Here is a 14,687-nt window from a genome sequence, read left to right as displayed (position 1 = left end):
GAGAGCGACCCATGGCAAAAACCATCGTCGTCAAGCAGATCGGCTCCCCGATCCGCCGCCCCGCCGAACAGCGCGCAACCCTGATCGGCCTGGGCCTGAACAAGATGAACCGCACCCGCGAACTGGAAGACACACCTTCGATCCGCGGCATGGTCAACAAGATCCCGCATCTGGTTGAGATCATCGAAGAGCGCGGCTAAGCGCGAGTTCTTTGAAGTAATTGAAGCGCCCTCGACGATGTCGGGGGCGTTTTTTTTCTACCAATCAGACGGATGTGAGTCGCGCACGGCCTTTTCGTTACTAAAGCTGTCGCGAGAGCGGATTTCCAAAACTCCATTAGAAAGAAAACGCACAGGTGGGATTGGCAGGTTCTCAGGTGCTGGGCCGGCTCTGACGCGCCCTGCCGAGTCGTATCTGCCTCCATGTGATGGGCAGTTAATCCAATAAGGTTCGTCTCCAAAGGGCTGAGTTGCCGGGAAGGTTATGAAATTCAAATGCGTGCAAATGGGACGATATACCAACCAGCGCCCATCTTCTCCGAATGATCGATTTTCATCTGTCGCTGGGGCATCTGCACGAAGATTTGCATTTCGTGCAAATTTGTCAGGCAACTCACTCAGTGGTGTTGAGCGTGCAGCGTCGACTTCTTTTTGGGTCCGATATCTGACAGTAACCGGACCGTCCCGAAACTTGATGAGCATTTGCTGACCCGGAGTTAGCCCATTTAGATCAACTTTGGTAATCTCAATGGGTTGAGAACGTCCATACCGTTCACTCCAAGTTTGGGAAGATACGGTTTGGCCTCGTAAAGCCAGGCAGGTTGCGCCGCCAAAAACCAGAAAATCTCTGCGTATCATAAGGCGATCCCCCAATATCAAACATCAATATCATCATTCGAAAGCGTTTGAAAATGCGCTGCTAAGGTTTCACCGCCATTCACCAAACGCATACCGGCTAGACCAAAACACGCGTTGTTAGCGGTATCTAATGCTCCTATCTGAGCCTGGTCCACAAAGGAACAAATGGAAACGCCCAGGGAATACGCCCTGGAACAGAAAGGAAATTAGATATGGCACATACAGCTACACTGACTCATGGCGGCTTCAACCTGAGCGCTCGTATCGAGAGCTTTGTTGAGCGCGTAAAAGAGAACCGCGCCCGCGCTGCGGAATACAGCCGCACTTATCGCGAATTGCAAAGCCTGAGCAACCGCGAGCTGGACGATATCGGCGTTCGCCGTTGTGATATCGCAGATATTGCACGCGACCACGCATATTGCGCGTAACACCCCAACACTCACCGTTGAAGGGGCGCCATTTCGGCGCCTCTTTTGGTTTTGGCAATTGTGATGGATCAAACCTTGCAACCAAAGCCGCAACGCTGTAGAGCGCTCCGGTGGATTTCCATCCACGAGAATCAAAACCAAGAAACGCCGTGGTTGGCCCATCACGCTTCGGGGGTCACATCCGGCTTAGGAGAAGCGATATGAAACTGCATGAATTGCGCGACAATCCTGGCGCTAGCCCGAAACGCACCCGCGTTGGCCGTGGTCCCGGTTCCGGCAAAGGTAAAATGGGTGGCCGTGGTATCAAAGGCCAGAAATCCCGTTCGGGTGTGGCCATCAATGGCTATGAAGGCGGCCAGATGCCGCTGTACCAACGTCTGCCTAAGCGTGGCTTTAACAAGCCGAACCGCAAGGAATTCGCGGTTATCAATCTGGGCCTGATCCAGAAGTTCGTCGACGCCGGCAAGCTGGACGCCAAGGCTGCGATCACCGAGGATGCGCTGGTTGCATCCGGTCTGGTCCGCCGCAAGCTGGACGGTGTCCGCGTTCTGGCCAAAGGTGAAATCACCGCCAAGCTGAACCTGGAAGTCACCGGCGCTTCGAAAGCTGCGGTTGAAGCAGTTGAAAAAGCGGGCGGTTCACTTCAGGTCACAAAAGCTGCTGCGGCAGAGTAAGCGCTTGTGAGCGGGCAAAGACGCGCTTACATAGAGCACTAAGTTTTCCCAGACGCCGCCCGAGCCGGAAAACGGTTCCGGGCGGCGTTTACATAAGAGAGACCGATTTATGGTATCAGCAGCAGAACAAATGGCAGCCAACACAAGCTGGGCTGCTCTTGGCAAAGCCACCGATCTGCGCAACCGCATCCTGTTCACATTGGGTTTGCTGATCGTCTATCGTCTGGGCACCTTTATCCCGGTGCCGGGGATCGACGGGCAAGCGCTGCGTGAGTTCATGGAGCAAGCGGGGCAGGGCATCGGCGGCATGGTTTCGATGTTCACCGGCGGGGCGCTGGGGCGGATGGGTATTTTTGCCCTCGGCATCATGCCCTATATCTCGGCCTCGATCATCGTGCAGCTGCTGACCTCGATGGTTCCCGCGCTTGAGCAACTCAAGAAAGAGGGCGAGCAAGGGCGCAAGAAGATCAACCAATACACCCGTTTCGGTACCGTGGCTCTGGCCACCGTTCAGGCTTATGGTCTGGCGGTTTCGTTGGAATCGGGCGATCTTGCGACCGATCCGGGCATGTTCTTCCGTATGTCGACCATGATCACTTTGGTCGGCGGCACCATGTTCCTGATGTGGCTGGGCGAGCAGATCACCGCACGCGGCATCGGCAACGGTATCTCTCTGATCATCTTCGTCGGCATCATCGCCGAGGTTCCCGCAGCTCTGGCGCAGTTCTTCGCTTCGGGCCGCAGCGGTGCGATCAGCCCCGCCGTGATCGTGGGTGTGATCATCATGGTCATCGCCGTGATCACCTTTGTGGTGTTCATGGAGCGGGCCCTGCGCAAGATCCATATCCAATACCCGCGCCGTCAGGCTGGTATGAAAGTCTACGAAGGCGGCTCCAGCCACCTGCCGGTCAAAGTGAACCCGGCGGGTGTGATCCCTGCGATCTTTGCAAGCTCGCTGCTGTTGCTGCCGGTAACGATCTCGACCTTCTCGTCGGGCGCCACAAATGGCCCGGTGATGTCGTGGCTGCTGGCCAACTTCGGCCCCGGACAGCCGCTTTATCTGCTGTTCTTCGCGTCGATGATCGTGTTCTTCGCCTATTTCTACACGTTCAACGTGTCGTTCAAGCCGGACGATGTGGCGGACAACCTGAAAAAGCAGAACGGTTTTGTACCGGGTATCCGTCCGGGCAAGAAAACCGCCGAGTATCTGGAATACGTGGTCAACCGCGTGCTGGTGCTGGGTTCGGCCTATCTGGCGGCCGTTTGTCTGCTGCCTGAAATCCTGCGGGGCCAGTTTGCCATCCCGTTCTATTTCGGCGGCACCTCGGTTCTGATTATCGTTTCCGTGACCATGGACACGATCCAACAGGTCCAGAGCCATCTACTGGCGCATCAATACGAAGGGCTGATTGAAAAGTCCCAGCTGCGCGGCAAAGGCAAGAAACGCGGCAGAAAGGGAGCTGCTCGTCGATGAACATCATTCTTCTCGGCCCCCCGGGGGCAGGCAAAGGAACGCAGGCGCGTCACCTGGTTGAAACCCGCGGTATGGTGCAACTCAGCACCGGAGACATGCTGCGCGAGGCGAAAACCTCGGGCACGGAAATGGGCCAGAAGGTTGCTGCGATCATGGACGCGGGCAAGCTGGTCACCGATGAGATCGTGATCGGCTTGATCGAAGAGAAACTGACCACCGAAAAAGGCGCCGGTTTCATCTTTGACGGCTTCCCCCGGACGCTGGCGCAGGCCGACGCGTTGTCGGCTCTGCTGACCAAGCTGGGCCAGTCGCTGCATACGGTGATCGAGATGCGTGTGGACGATGACGCGCTGGTGGACCGGATCACGGCGCGGTCAACCTGCGGCGGATGTGGTGAGGTCTATAACGACAACACCAAGCCGATTCCTGCGGATGGCAAATGCACCAATTGCGGCAAGGAAAATGACTTTGTCCGTCGCGCCGACGACAACGAAGACAGCCTGCGCACGCGGTTGATGGAATACTATAAAAAGACCTCTCCGCTGATTGGTTACTACTACGCCAAAGGCGATCTGCGTCCGGTGAACGGGCTGGCGGATATCAAGGAAGTTACGGCGTCGATTGAAGCTGTTTTGGGGTGATGCAGTCGACGACTGTTCCGGTTCCTGAAGATCTTGAAGAAGCATTCGAAAGATATGGAGAGCTTATAAAGGCGGAAAGCACTACGTTCAGGCAACGAACCTTGCCTGCTATTTGTGTGTTTACGGCTATCTTTATGTTTGGTCCGATACTCGGTTTCTTTCCACCGCTCAAATCGACAATATCGGTTGCCATCTTATTTTCTCTTCCATTCCTTGCTTTTAGATTTTTTGGAGGGAAACTCAGTGCAGAGCGTGAAGAGATACAGTGTAAATTTTCGGATCAAGGCCTCCGGATTTGCCACGATATGTCGCATCGGGTCGATGTGGTGAGGGAATGAAATTCCAACCTCACTTTGTATGGCTTGACGATCCTCTTAAAAGTCTCTACGCACCCCCATCCCTAAAGGGAATCAAGACCGCATGCGGGATTCGTCCCAATTGCCCCGACCACCTCGAATAATACTGGACCCTCTGGCGTCACTGCCACGGTCAAGTGTTGTGAAAAAAGGTTCCGGAGTTACGGAACCGCAACAAAAAGGAAAGTGACACGTGGCACGTATTGCCGGCGTAAACATCCCGACTGCAAAGCGGGTACCAATCGCCCTCACATATATCACCGGTATCGGAAACACCTCGGCCAAAGCGATCTGCGAAGCCGTAGGCATCGAAGCGCACCGTCGCGTCAATGAACTGTCCGACGCCGAAGTTCTGGCCATCCGCGAGCACATCGATGCAAACTTCACCGTCGAAGGTGACCTGCGTCGTGAAGTTCAGATGAACGTCAAGCGCCTGATGGACCTGGGCTGCTATCGCGGTCTGCGTCACCGCCGCAACCTGCCGGTTCGCGGTCAGCGTACCCACACCAATGCTCGTACCCGCAAAGGCCCCGCAAAGGCCATTGCCGGTAAGAAGAAATAAGGGAGGGTCTGACCGATGGCACGTGATAAGACTCGCGTTAAGCGCAAAGAGCGTAAGAACATCGCATCGGGCGTTGCCCATGTGAACTCGACCTTCAACAACACCAAGATCCTGATCTCGGACGTACAGGGCAACGCCATCTCGTGGTCGTCTGCCGGTACCATGGGCTTCAAGGGATCGCGGAAATCGACCCCCTACGCCGCTCAGATGGCTGCAGAAGATGCAGGCAAAAAGGCGCAGGAACATGGCGTCAAGACGCTGGAAGTCGAAGTTCAGGGCCCCGGTTCGGGTCGTGAATCGGCTCTGCGTGCGCTGGCTGCAGTGGGCTTCAACATCACGTCGATCCGCGACGTGACCCCGATCGCTCACAACGGCTGCCGTCCGCCGAAGCGTCGTCGCGTCTAAGCGATTTTGAATTAAGCTGGGGCTGTGTTTTTGCACGGCCCCAGCACGTCATTTTGAACCTCGGGCGTCTGCACCTTGTTGGTCATGGGGCGCGGACAGGAATGGAGGGATTACATGATCCATAAGAATTGGGCAGAATTGATCAAGCCGACCCAGCTTGACGGCAAGCCGGGCAACGACCCTGCACGTCAGGCAACCCTGGTTGCCGAGCCGCTGGAGCGTGGCTTTGGTCTGACCCTGGGTAACGCGCTGCGCCGCGTTCTGATGAGCTCGCTGCAAGGCGCGGCCATCACCAGCGTTCAGATCGATAACGTACTGCACGAGTTCTCCTCGGTCGCGGGCGTACGTGAAGACGTCACCGACATCATCCTGAACCTCAAAGGCGTTTCGCTGCGCATGGAAGTCGAAGGCCCCAAGCGCCTGTCGATCAATGCCAAAGGCCCCGCAGTTGTCACCGCTGGCGACATCAGCGAAAGCGCTGGCATCGAGGTTCTGAACCGCGATCACGTCATCTGCCACCTGGACGATGGCGCGGACCTGTTCATGGAACTGACCGTCAACACCGGCAAAGGTTACGTCTCGGCTGAGAAGAACAAGCCCGAAGACGCACCCATTGGCCTGATCCCGATCGACGCGATCTATTCGCCGGTCAAAAAGGTTGCCTATGACGTTCAGCCGACCCGTGAAGGTCAGGTTCTGGACTATGACAAGCTGACCCTGAAAATCGACACCGACGGTTCGATCACGCCCGAGGATGCGCTGGCCTTTGCTGCTCGCATCTTGCAGGATCAGCTGTCGATCTTCGTCAACTTCGATGAGCCAGAATCGGCTGGCCGCCAGGACGAAGACGATGGTCTGGAGTTCAACCCGCTGCTGCTGAAGAAAGTGGACGAGCTGGAACTGTCGGTCCGTTCGGCAAACTGCCTGAAGAACGACAACATCGTTTACATCGGCGATCTGATTCAGAAGACCGAAGCCGAGATGCTGCGCACTCCGAACTTCGGCCGCAAGTCGCTGAACGAGATCAAGGAAGTGCTGTCCGGCATGGGTCTGCACCTCGGCATGGATGTCGAGGACTGGCCGCCTGACAACATCGAAGATCTGGCCAAGAAATTCGAAGACGCGTTCTAAGCGCGTCTTCACAAATGCCCGGGCTGCCGGGGACCATATGGGCACTTCCGCCCCAAGGAGAGCCGGTGACACGCATCGCCGGCCAGACAAAGCAAAACGCGAAAGAAGGAACTAGAAAATGCGTCACGCACGTGGTTATCGCCGCCTGAACCGTACTCATGAGCACCGCAAAGCTCTGTTTGCAAACATGGCTGGCTCGCTCATCGAGCATGAGCAAATCAAAACAACTCTGCCCAAGGCAAAAGAACTGCGCCCGATCGTTGAAAAACTGATCACTCTGGGCAAGCGCGGCGACCTGCACGCCCGCCGTCAGGCCGCAGCACAGCTGAAAGAAGACAAAGACGTCGCCAAGCTGTTCGAAGTTCTGGGCCCTCGTTACGCCGAGCGTCAGGGCGGTTATGTCCGTATCCTAAAAGCAGGCTTCCGCTATGGCGACATGGCTCCGATGGCGATCATCGAATTCGTTGACCGCGACATCGACGCCAAAGGCGCGGCCGACAAAGCTCGTGTTGCCGCCGAAGAGGCCGCAGACGAAGAATAAGCCTTGGCTATATCTGAGTTTCAGCCCCCGCGTCGCAGACGCGGGGGTTTTCTTTTTGCTCTGTGTGAAAATTCAAGTCGGCCTAAATTTAATTGCTTTCGGCTTTCAGAATACCATCCGCCGACGCTCCCGCGGACAAATTGGCGTCAGAGAAATCCTCTGTCTCTGGCAGTTCCAGATGAAGAGACGACGTGTGATCGATTTCGATCTTTCCCCGGGTCAATGTGTAATCAAGTACGTGCCCACCGGTGGTCCGGTCGTCAGAGATGAAATGCAAGTGGTAACCCGGTACGCCGATCCCGACTGCGTAGTCAGGGCAGCGGAACCCGAGAATAGTTCCCTCCACGTTTTCCAATTCAAACTCGGCCTGCGTTTTGACCACTTCCAGCAAAGGTTTGTATGGCCGTTCCTGTTTCAAAACGTTTCGATACCTAATGTGTTTGATCAATCCGGTGAAACGAACCGCATAAAACAAGTTCTTTGCATCGGCCATGTCATCCAAACCCTCCTCGAAACCGGATTTGTTAACAGGAGAATCCAACGCAAGCGAAATCGTCGGTTCAAAGTCAATGACGGCTGCGTATGGTGTCAGCGCGCCGTTATCCGCAATTGTCGCTTTGCCTTCCCCATCCAGGCGATAAGCGACACCATCCAGCACCACCATTTCTCCGTCCAGGGCGTTGAAGGTACCGAGACCGAAATCTCCGTGTTCCAGCAGCTGACCGATGGAAACAGTCCCATCATAGACCCCCTGCATGACGGCACTCAGTAGTGAGGCCTGGTAATACTCGTGGGCGTGCTCTTCCCGCACAAAGCTCTTATTTCGATGATGAGAGGCAAGGGCCGTTGCAAAGGTCAATTCCCGGTCTTTGTGCATGGTCGTTCCCTCTGATTGGATTCAGCGCCAAGTCCAACACATAACACAACTCCCTGTGAAACTTTTGCAACGCTTTGCGAAGCCATAATTCTGAAGCTGGGTATTTGTACGAATAGCTCAAAAGAAAACGGTAGGTCCTCAGCATTGTCGAAGGCAGCGGGTTATGTAGCTTGCAATCTTTGCATCGGCCCCGCATATCCGGTTGGCGATATTGCCGGAGGGCCGATGATGCTAAGACTATTGTGTTCCCTAGTATTGCTGATGGGTGCATTACCGGCAGCCGCAGAGACGCAGGTACCAAAAAGCCAGACCGAAATCAGCCTCGGGTTCGCCCCTGTCGTAAAGCAGGCTGCCCCGGCGGTTGTGAACATCTACGCCAAGATTGTGCGCGAAGGGCGGGCAAATCCGCTATTTTCTGACCCGTTCTTTCAGGACTTCTTTGGCCGTGGATTTGGGACGTCACGCCCCCGTGTGCAGAATTCGCTCGGCTCTGGCGTGATCCTCACTGGTGATGGGTATGTGGTGTCAAACTACCACGTTGTGGGGATGGCATCGGAAATTCAGGTCGTGACTACCGACCGTCGTGAATTCACTGCCGAAGTCGTTCTGGGTGACAAAGAAAGCGACATTGCAATCTTGCGGTTGGAAGAGGCAAACGATCTGCCTTTCCTGCAGATGCGCGATTCCGATCAGGTTGAAGTAGGAGAGCTGACGCTGGCGATTGGCAACCCCTTCGGCGTTGGCCAAACTGTTTCGTCAGGTATTATTTCAGGGCTGGCGCGCACAGGAACCGCAACCGGAAACGCACGAGGGTATTTCATTCAAACCGATGCGGCGATAAACCCGGGCAATTCCGGTGGCGCGCTGATCGATGTGAATGGTGATCTGATTGGTATCAATACTTCAATCCTGACCCGCTCGGGCGGGTCGAACGGTATCGGCTTTGCCATTCCGGCCAATTTGGTAGCCGAATTCCTGCGGCAGGCGCAGTCTGGAAACGAAAGCTTCGTAAGTCCTTGGGCAGGAATGGCCGGTCAACACATGAGCGCGGACATAGCCGAGTCTCTGGGTATGGCCATCCCTCTCGGTGTGGTGATTTCTGACTTGCATGAACTGAGTCCGCTGGCAGAAGCGGGTCTGCGGGTCGGTGACGTTGTCACTCATGTCGACGGAGACGAGGTGAATTCTCCGGCCGAGATGAAATTTCGCATGGCTGTTGCCGGGGTAGGTGGAAAGTCGGTCCTGACTCGGCTGCGGGGCGAAGACCGCTCGGATATTGAAGTGGCGCTGATCAAACCGCCTGAAACGCCTGCGGCGGATGAGACTACGCTGGACGAGGATACGGTCATGCCAGGTCTAATCGTTTCGGGTGTAAATCCGGCAGTGATCGTAAAGCTTGGCTTGTCGCTGTCTCAGACCGGCGTCGTGGTGGTTGATCCGAGCCGCTATGGCGGCCGCGCAGGATTGCGTGTGGGCGATGTCGTAAAAGGTATCAACGGAACCAGAACCGAGACACCGGAGGATATCATTCAGGCCCTGACCGATCCGGGTCGCCGGGTACAGATGGAGATTGAGCGGGGAAGCCGGTTAATCTCATTGCGGTTTCGGTTGTGATCCGTGAGTGATTTGTTCGATACCGGTTCTGCGGAACCAACCGCTTCGCCGCACAGGCCGCTTGCGGATCGCTTGCGCCCACAATCCCTGTCTGAGGTGATCGGGCAAGAGCAGGTTTTGGGACTAGATGCGCCATTGGGGGTGATGCTCGCGTCAGGTAGCCTGTCCAGCCTGATCTTCTGGGGCCCGCCGGGTGTGGGAAAGACAACCATTGCCCGGTTGCTGGCGCAGGAAACCGATCTGCATTTCGTGCAGATCAGCGCGATTTTTACCGGTGTGCCGGATCTGAAGAAGGTATTTGAGGCTGCTAAAATCCGTCGTCAGAACGGGCAGGGCACCTTGTTATTTGTTGACGAAATCCATCGTTTTAACAAAGCGCAACAGGACGGGTTTCTGCCGCATATGGAGGACGGCACGATCCTCCTGGTTGGCGCGACGACCGAAAACCCTTCCTTCGAGTTGAACGCGGCGGTACTCAGCCGGTCTCAGGTGCTGGTTCTGGAACGCCTTAGCCTTGCTGATCTTGAGCGTTTGACACAACGCGCCGAGAATGAGCTTGACCGCGCCTTGCCGCTAACGTCTGCCGCCCGCGAAGCGCTGCAGGAGATGGCAGATGGCGACGGTCGCGCACTACTGAACCTGATTGAACAGGTTGCTGCTTGGAAGGTGGACGCCGATCTGGATCCGGATGCATTGTCGACGCGCCTGATGCGACGGGCCGCAAAATACGACAAATCGGGGGATGAGCATTACAATCTGATCTCGGCCCTGCACAAATCGGTGCGCGGATCGGACCCTGACGCGGCGCTGTATTGGTTTGCGCGGATGCTGATCGGCGGCGAAGACCCGCGCTATCTGGCGCGGAGGATCACGCGGATGGCGGTTGAAGATATCGGTTTGGCCGATCCTCAGGCGCAATCGATCTGCCTGCACAGTTGGGAAACCTATGAACGGCTGGGCTCGCCCGAGGGCGAGTTGGCGCTGGCGCAGGCGTTGGTGTATCTGGCACTCGCTCCGAAATCGAACGGGGCCTATGTGGGGTATAAGGCGGCGATGCGGCTGGCCAAGCAATCGGGCAGTGAACCGCCACCCAAACATATCCTGAACGCTCCGACATCGCTGATGAAGGATCAGGGATATGGTGCAGGGTATGCCTATGACCACGATGCCGAAGATGGGTTCTCGGGTCAGAACTATTTCCCGGATGATATGAAGCGCCCGGTTCTCTATCAGCCGGTAGAGCGTGGTTTTGAGCGCGAGCTGAAAAAACGGCTGGAATACTTCGCCAAGCTGAGAACGCAACGCAATCAGGGCTAGACTTGACTCTGCACCCGATGCGCGCGACAGACGCGCATGATTTCTAAGGCACTGAAACAAGCACAATCCGGGCGGATCAGCCGTGCGGAACAAGGGGCAATGGCATGAGCGGCGTACAGGTGATCACCGTAGCAGAGGGCGATGGCGACCAGCGGCTGGATCGTTGGCTGCGCCGCCTGTTTCCTCATGTCAGCCAGGGCCGGATCGAGAAGATGTGCCGCAAGGGTGAACTGCGCGTAGATGGCGGTCGGGTCAAGGCCTCGACGCGGCTAGAGGTCGGGCAGTCCGTGCGTGTGCCGCCGCTGCCAGACGCCGACCATAAGCCCGCTGTCGTAAAGCATCGTGTTTCGGACGCTGACTCAAAGATGATCCAGTCTTGCGTGATTTATAAAGACGATCACGTGCTGGCGCTGAACAAGCCGCATGGGCTGCCGGTTCAAGGTGGCAGTGGTCAGACCCGCCATGTGGATAGCCTGTCTGAGGCATTGCGCTTTGGGTATGACGAGAACCCGCGCCTTGTGCATCGGCTGGACAAAGACACCTCGGGCGTACTGCTGTTGGCCCGCACGCGCGAGGCTGCCAAGGGGCTGACCGCTGCGTTCCGGCATCGTAACACCCAAAAGATCTATTGGGCGCTGGTAGCTGGTGTTCCAACTCCGTACCTGGGCGAAATCAAGACCGGGCTGGTCAAGGCACCGGGGCATGGTAAGCATGGCGAAGGCGAGAAGATGATCGCTGTTCATCCGAGCGAGGTGAACGATACGCCCGGCGCAAAACGCGCACATACGCTCTATGCAACGCTCTATCGCGTTGCAGGGCGAGCCGCCTGGGTCGCGATGGAGCCGGTGACCGGGCGGACCCATCAGCTGCGCGCACATATGGCGGCGATCGGCCACCCGATCATTGGCGATGGGAAATATGGCGGCTCGGGGCAGGAAAACCTCGGCGATGGCTGGGGCGCGCAGTTGGGAGGTATCATCAGCAAAAAGCTGCATCTCCACGCCCGCAGCCTGTCCTTTGAACACCCGATGACCCGCAAACCCATCTCGCTTACGGCGCCTTTACCGGATCATATGAAACACAGCTGGGATACGCTGGGCTGGACCGAAGACCTCGCTGCAGATGATCCGTTTGAGGAGTTGCGATGAACGCTCCATTGCGGCTGGTCCTGTTTGATGTGGATGGCACTCTGGTCGATAGTCAGGGTGCCATTGTTTCGGCAATGACCGCCTGTTTTCAGGCGCAGTCACTGCCGGTCCCGGATCGTGACGCCATCCTGTCCATCGTCGGTTTATCTCTGCCCCATGCAATGGCGCGTCTGGCAGCAGATCAGTCCGAGCGGATACAAAGCGCATTGGTTGACGGATATAAGCAGGCCTATCACGCGCAAAGGTTGGAGCAGGGCGCCGCAAGCTCGCCGCTTTATCCCGGTGCGCGCCAAGTGATTGAGGCTCTTCACGCTCAACCCGAGGTTCTTTTGGGAGTGGCCACAGGCAAATCTCAGCGCGGGCTTGATGCGCTGCTTGAAGGGCATGGGTTGCAGCAGCATTTCATTACTCGTCAGGTTGCAGATCACCACCCGTCCAAGCCGCACCCGTCGATGATAGAAACAGCTTTGGCTGAAACGGGCGTGCCGGCTGCGCAAGCCGTCATGGTGGGCGACACCAGCTTTGACATGGATATGGCCGCAGCCGCGCAGGTTGCCGGGATCGGTGTCAGCTGGGGTTATCACGATCGTCGGGTACTGACGGCTGCGACACATGTGATCGAAACATTCGAAGAATTGCCAGGCGCACTGGCCAAGATCTGGGGCTAATGAGATGAGCGACTGGAAACCCAAACGCTTCTGGACGACAAGCACGGTCGTTGAGACCGACGGGGGCTATACGGTTGAACTGGATGGTCGGCGGGTCAAAACGCCCGCCAAGGCTGCGCTGGACCTGCCCACGCGTGCCATGGCCGAGGCCGTTGCACGGGAATGGGATGCGCAGGAAAAGAAAATCGATCCGACCACGATGCCATTCACCCGTTCGGCCAATGCGGCGATCGACAAGGTGCGGCACCAGCATGGTGAGGTTGCCGATATGCTGGCCGATTACGGCGACTCGGATCTGCTGTGTTATCGGGCGACCCATCCCGAAACGTTGCAGCAGCGGCAGTCCGAGGCCTGGGATCCTGCATTGGATTGGGCTGCGGACGCCCTGGGCGCGCGGTTGATCCCGCGTGCAGGGGTGGTGCATCAACCGCAAGCTGCCGAGGTGCTGCAAGGCCTGCGTGACCGGGTGCATGGACTGAATGCGTTCCAGCTGGCGGCGTTTCATGACCTCGTCAGCCTGTCGGGGTCATTGATTCTTGGTTTTGCGGCAGCCCAGAATTGGCGCAAACCGGACGAGATATGGCGCATTTCTCGGCTGGACGAGCTTTGGCAGATCGAACAATGGGGCCACGACGATGAGGCGCATGCTGCCGCCGAAGTGAAACGGGCCGCCTTTCTGCACGCAAAGCAGTTCTTTGACCTCTCGTTCTGAGACGGATTCTCGTCAAATCGTGAATTTGTGTCCGATTCTGGCAGAAAAGACCTATCGTTTTCCCTGATCCAGCCCTTGACGTTTGTTGATGAATACGCCCAAACTCGGGCCACTAAAGGGGAGACACCTTTTGGGTAACCTTTCTGGCGCCTATGCGCCGGATCGAACCGTTCCATTCAGGGATGGAAAATCAGGAAGAGGTAAAAATGAAAAAATCCGTAATTTTGGGCGTGGCAACCATTGCCGGCCTGGCTGCTGGCGCAGCTGCAGCGGGTACCGTTGACGACGTGAAAGCCCGCGGCAAGCTGAACTGCGGCGTTGCAACCGGCGTACCCGGCTTTGCCAGCCCCGATGCCAATGGTGAGTGGCAGGGTTTTGACGTGGCCGTATGCCGCGCGGTAGCCGCTGCCGTTCTGGACGACCCAAGCGCCGTTGAGTTCATCCCGACCACCGGTAAAACACGTTTCACCGCGCTGGCTTCGGGCGAGATTGACATGCTGGCCCGTAACACCACGTGGACCTTCAGCCGCGACGTCGACCTGAAGTTCGAATTCGTCGGCATCAACTACTACGATGGTCAGGGTTTCATGGTTCCCAAGGCACTGGGCGTCAGCTCGGCCAAGGAACTGGACGGTGCAACCGTTTGTATCCAGACCGGCACCACCACCGAGCTTAACCTGGCGGATTTCTTCCGCATCAACAACATGAGCTACGAGCCGGTTCCGATCGAAACCAACGCCGAAGCGCAGCAGCAGTATCTGGCTGGTGCCTGTGACGTTTACACTACCGACGCATCGGGTCTGGCTGCTACGCGCGCCACCTTTGAAAACGCAGGCGACCACGTGATCCTGCCCGAAATCATCTCGAAAGAGCCGCTGGGCCCGCTGGTCCGTCACGGCGATCACGAGTGGGGCGATGTGGTCCGCTGGACCCTGAACGCACTGATCGCAGCGGAAGAGCTGGGTGTAACCTCGGCGAACATCGACGAGATGTCCAGTGGCGCCACCGACAACCCAGAGGTAAACCGCCTGTTGGGTACCGAAGGTACGCTGGGTGAGATGCTGGGTCTGGACGCGAACTGGGCACAGCGCGCGATCAAAGTCGGCGGTAACTACGGCGAAGTGTTTGCCAAGAACATCGGGGAGGAAACTCCGATCGGTCTGGCACGCGGCCTGAACGCACAGTGGACCGATGGTGGCCTGCTGTACGCACCGCCTTTCCGCTAAGATCCACGGAAAAGGGCGCGGGGGAACCCGCGCCCTTTTTCCTTCCATAAGAAACA

At 57.1% G+C, this 14,687-nt stretch carries 18 protein-coding genes; 16 read left to right on the top strand and 2 right to left on the bottom strand.

Translation table 11 applies throughout. The annotated features are described in order from the left end of the window. Nucleotides 1-11: 11 nt before the first annotated feature. Nucleotides 12-200, top strand: a complete 189-nt coding sequence (gene rpmD / locus I5192_RS13840) for a 50S ribosomal protein L30 (protein ID WP_170392894.1) — start codon at nucleotides 12-14, stop codon at nucleotides 198-200. 57 nt (nucleotides 201-257) lie between these two features. Here rpmD and petA read toward each other — a convergent pair whose 3' ends face one another. Then, nucleotides 258-857: a ubiquinol-cytochrome c reductase iron-sulfur subunit gene (gene petA / locus I5192_RS22775; protein ID WP_170819042.1), complete on the bottom strand. Its 600-nt coding sequence runs from the start codon at nucleotides 855-857 to the stop codon at nucleotides 258-260. Between the two features lie 212 nt (nucleotides 858-1,069). Between petA and I5192_RS13830 the strand changes: the two genes are divergently transcribed. The 9 genes from I5192_RS13830 (at nucleotide 1,070) to rplQ (ending at nucleotide 7,069) form a co-directional block, all read left to right on the top strand. Continuing rightward, nucleotides 1,070-1,285: a DUF1127 domain-containing protein gene (locus tag I5192_RS13830; protein ID WP_170392892.1), complete on the top strand. Its 216-nt coding sequence runs from the start codon at nucleotides 1,070-1,072 to the stop codon at nucleotides 1,283-1,285. A 200-nt stretch (nucleotides 1,286-1,485) separates the two neighbouring features. Continuing rightward, nucleotides 1,486-1,959, top strand: a complete 474-nt coding sequence (gene rplO, locus I5192_RS13825; protein WP_170392891.1) for a 50S ribosomal protein L15 — start codon at nucleotides 1,486-1,488, stop codon at nucleotides 1,957-1,959. A 109-nt stretch (nucleotides 1,960-2,068) separates the two neighbouring features. Next, nucleotides 2,069-3,433: a preprotein translocase subunit SecY gene (gene secY, locus I5192_RS13820; RefSeq protein ID WP_170392890.1), complete on the top strand. Its 1,365-nt coding sequence runs from the start codon at nucleotides 2,069-2,071 to the stop codon at nucleotides 3,431-3,433. Next, complete coding sequence (locus I5192_RS13815; protein WP_170424551.1) at nucleotides 3,430-4,074, top strand: adenylate kinase; 645 nt, start codon at nucleotides 3,430-3,432, stop codon at nucleotides 4,072-4,074. Before secY ends, I5192_RS13815 begins: the two co-directional genes overlap by 4 nt. Further along, the gene (locus I5192_RS13810) at nucleotides 4,074-4,412 is read left to right on the top strand and encodes a hypothetical protein (RefSeq protein ID WP_223117090.1); all 339 of its coding nucleotides are present in this window, start codon (nucleotides 4,074-4,076) and stop codon (nucleotides 4,410-4,412) included. Before I5192_RS13815 ends, I5192_RS13810 begins: the two co-directional genes overlap by 1 nt. Nucleotides 4,413-4,623: 211 nt before the next feature. Then, a complete protein-coding gene (gene rpsM, locus I5192_RS13805) occupies nucleotides 4,624-4,992 on the top strand; it encodes a 30S ribosomal protein S13 (protein ID WP_008757392.1) in 369 nt (122 codons plus the stop codon). 15 nt (nucleotides 4,993-5,007) lie between these two features. Continuing rightward, the gene (gene rpsK / locus I5192_RS13800) at nucleotides 5,008-5,397 is read left to right on the top strand and encodes a 30S ribosomal protein S11 (RefSeq protein ID WP_008757289.1); all 390 of its coding nucleotides are present in this window, start codon (nucleotides 5,008-5,010) and stop codon (nucleotides 5,395-5,397) included. A gap of 114 nt (nucleotides 5,398-5,511) precedes the next feature. After that, complete coding sequence (locus I5192_RS13795; RefSeq protein WP_010437127.1) at nucleotides 5,512-6,528, top strand: DNA-directed RNA polymerase subunit alpha; 1,017 nt, start codon at nucleotides 5,512-5,514, stop codon at nucleotides 6,526-6,528. Nucleotides 6,529-6,646: 118 nt separating this feature from the next. Continuing rightward, nucleotides 6,647-7,069, top strand: a complete 423-nt coding sequence (gene rplQ, locus I5192_RS13790; RefSeq protein ID WP_170392888.1) for a 50S ribosomal protein L17 — start codon at nucleotides 6,647-6,649, stop codon at nucleotides 7,067-7,069. Nucleotides 7,070-7,157: 88 nt separating this feature from the next. Here rplQ and budA read toward each other — a convergent pair whose 3' ends face one another. Further along, nucleotides 7,158-7,946 (bottom strand): acetolactate decarboxylase, encoded by a 789-nt coding sequence (gene budA / locus I5192_RS13785; RefSeq protein WP_170663165.1) that lies wholly within the window; start codon nucleotides 7,944-7,946, stop codon nucleotides 7,158-7,160. Nucleotides 7,947-8,174: 228 nt separating this feature from the next. Here budA and I5192_RS13780 point away from each other — a divergent pair, with 228 nt between their 5' ends. From I5192_RS13780 to I5192_RS13755, 6 genes are all read left to right on the top strand, one after another. Further along, nucleotides 8,175-9,560 (top strand): trypsin-like peptidase domain-containing protein, encoded by a 1,386-nt coding sequence (locus I5192_RS13780; protein WP_223117089.1) that lies wholly within the window; start codon nucleotides 8,175-8,177, stop codon nucleotides 9,558-9,560. Nucleotides 9,561-9,563: 3 nt separating this feature from the next. Beyond that, nucleotides 9,564-10,877 (top strand): replication-associated recombination protein A, encoded by a 1,314-nt coding sequence (locus I5192_RS13775; RefSeq protein WP_223117088.1) that lies wholly within the window; start codon nucleotides 9,564-9,566, stop codon nucleotides 10,875-10,877. 104 nt (nucleotides 10,878-10,981) lie between these two features. Next, on the top strand, nucleotides 10,982-12,025 hold the full coding sequence (locus I5192_RS13770; protein ID WP_170508752.1) for an RluA family pseudouridine synthase: 1,044 nt from the start codon (nucleotides 10,982-10,984) through the stop codon (nucleotides 12,023-12,025). Further along, complete coding sequence (locus tag I5192_RS13765) at nucleotides 12,022-12,693, top strand: HAD-IA family hydrolase (protein WP_170392884.1); 672 nt, start codon at nucleotides 12,022-12,024, stop codon at nucleotides 12,691-12,693. Before I5192_RS13770 ends, I5192_RS13765 begins: the two co-directional genes overlap by 4 nt. A gap of 4 nt (nucleotides 12,694-12,697) precedes the next feature. Then, nucleotides 12,698-13,405, top strand: coding sequence for an ATP12 family chaperone protein (locus I5192_RS13760; RefSeq protein WP_170515919.1), 708 nt, complete (start codon nucleotides 12,698-12,700; stop codon nucleotides 13,403-13,405). Nucleotides 13,406-13,611: 206 nt separating this feature from the next. Further along, nucleotides 13,612-14,631, top strand: a complete 1,020-nt coding sequence (locus tag I5192_RS13755; protein ID WP_170392882.1) for an amino acid ABC transporter substrate-binding protein — start codon at nucleotides 13,612-13,614, stop codon at nucleotides 14,629-14,631. Nucleotides 14,632-14,687 lie beyond the last annotated feature (56 nt).

The organism is Ruegeria sp. SCSIO 43209, assembly GCF_019904295.1.
Lineage (GTDB): Bacteria > Pseudomonadota > Alphaproteobacteria > Rhodobacterales > Rhodobacteraceae > Ruegeria.
The sequence above is the reverse complement of the archived record's forward strand: the minus strand, read 5'-3'. Positions and strand labels throughout refer to the sequence as shown.

Excerpts from the sequence above, each read along its gene's own strand:
- I5192_RS13830 (WP_170392892.1), top strand. The coding sequence starts at position 1,070 with ATGGCACATACAGCTACACTGACTCATGGCGGCTTCAACCTGAGCGCT.
- I5192_RS13755 (WP_170392882.1), top strand. The coding sequence starts at position 13,612 with ATGAAAAAATCCGTAATTTTGGGCGTGGCAACCATTGCCGGCCTGGCT.
- I5192_RS13815 (WP_170424551.1), top strand. The coding sequence starts at position 3,430 with ATGAACATCATTCTTCTCGGCCCCCCGGGGGCAGGCAAAGGAACGCAG.
- I5192_RS13760 (WP_170515919.1), top strand. The coding sequence starts at position 12,698 with ATGAGCGACTGGAAACCCAAACGCTTCTGGACGACAAGCACGGTCGTT.
- petA (WP_170819042.1), bottom strand. The coding sequence starts at position 857 with ATGATACGCAGAGATTTTCTGGTTTTTGGCGGCGCAACCTGCCTGGCT.
- I5192_RS13770 (WP_170508752.1), top strand. The coding sequence starts at position 10,982 with ATGAGCGGCGTACAGGTGATCACCGTAGCAGAGGGCGATGGCGACCAG.
- rpmD (WP_170392894.1), top strand. The coding sequence starts at position 12 with ATGGCAAAAACCATCGTCGTCAAGCAGATCGGCTCCCCGATCCGCCGC.
- I5192_RS13780 (WP_223117089.1), top strand. The coding sequence starts at position 8,175 with ATGCTAAGACTATTGTGTTCCCTAGTATTGCTGATGGGTGCATTACCG.
- I5192_RS13795 (WP_010437127.1), top strand. The coding sequence starts at position 5,512 with ATGATCCATAAGAATTGGGCAGAATTGATCAAGCCGACCCAGCTTGAC.
- secY (WP_170392890.1), top strand. The coding sequence starts at position 2,069 with ATGGTATCAGCAGCAGAACAAATGGCAGCCAACACAAGCTGGGCTGCT.
- I5192_RS13765 (WP_170392884.1), top strand. The coding sequence starts at position 12,022 with ATGAACGCTCCATTGCGGCTGGTCCTGTTTGATGTGGATGGCACTCTG.
- rpsK (WP_008757289.1), top strand. The coding sequence starts at position 5,008 with ATGGCACGTGATAAGACTCGCGTTAAGCGCAAAGAGCGTAAGAACATC.
- rplO (WP_170392891.1), top strand. The coding sequence starts at position 1,486 with ATGAAACTGCATGAATTGCGCGACAATCCTGGCGCTAGCCCGAAACGC.
- budA (WP_170663165.1), bottom strand. The coding sequence starts at position 7,946 with ATGCACAAAGACCGGGAATTGACCTTTGCAACGGCCCTTGCCTCTCAT.
- rplQ (WP_170392888.1), top strand. The coding sequence starts at position 6,647 with ATGCGTCACGCACGTGGTTATCGCCGCCTGAACCGTACTCATGAGCAC.
- I5192_RS13810 (WP_223117090.1), top strand. The coding sequence starts at position 4,074 with ATGCAGTCGACGACTGTTCCGGTTCCTGAAGATCTTGAAGAAGCATTC.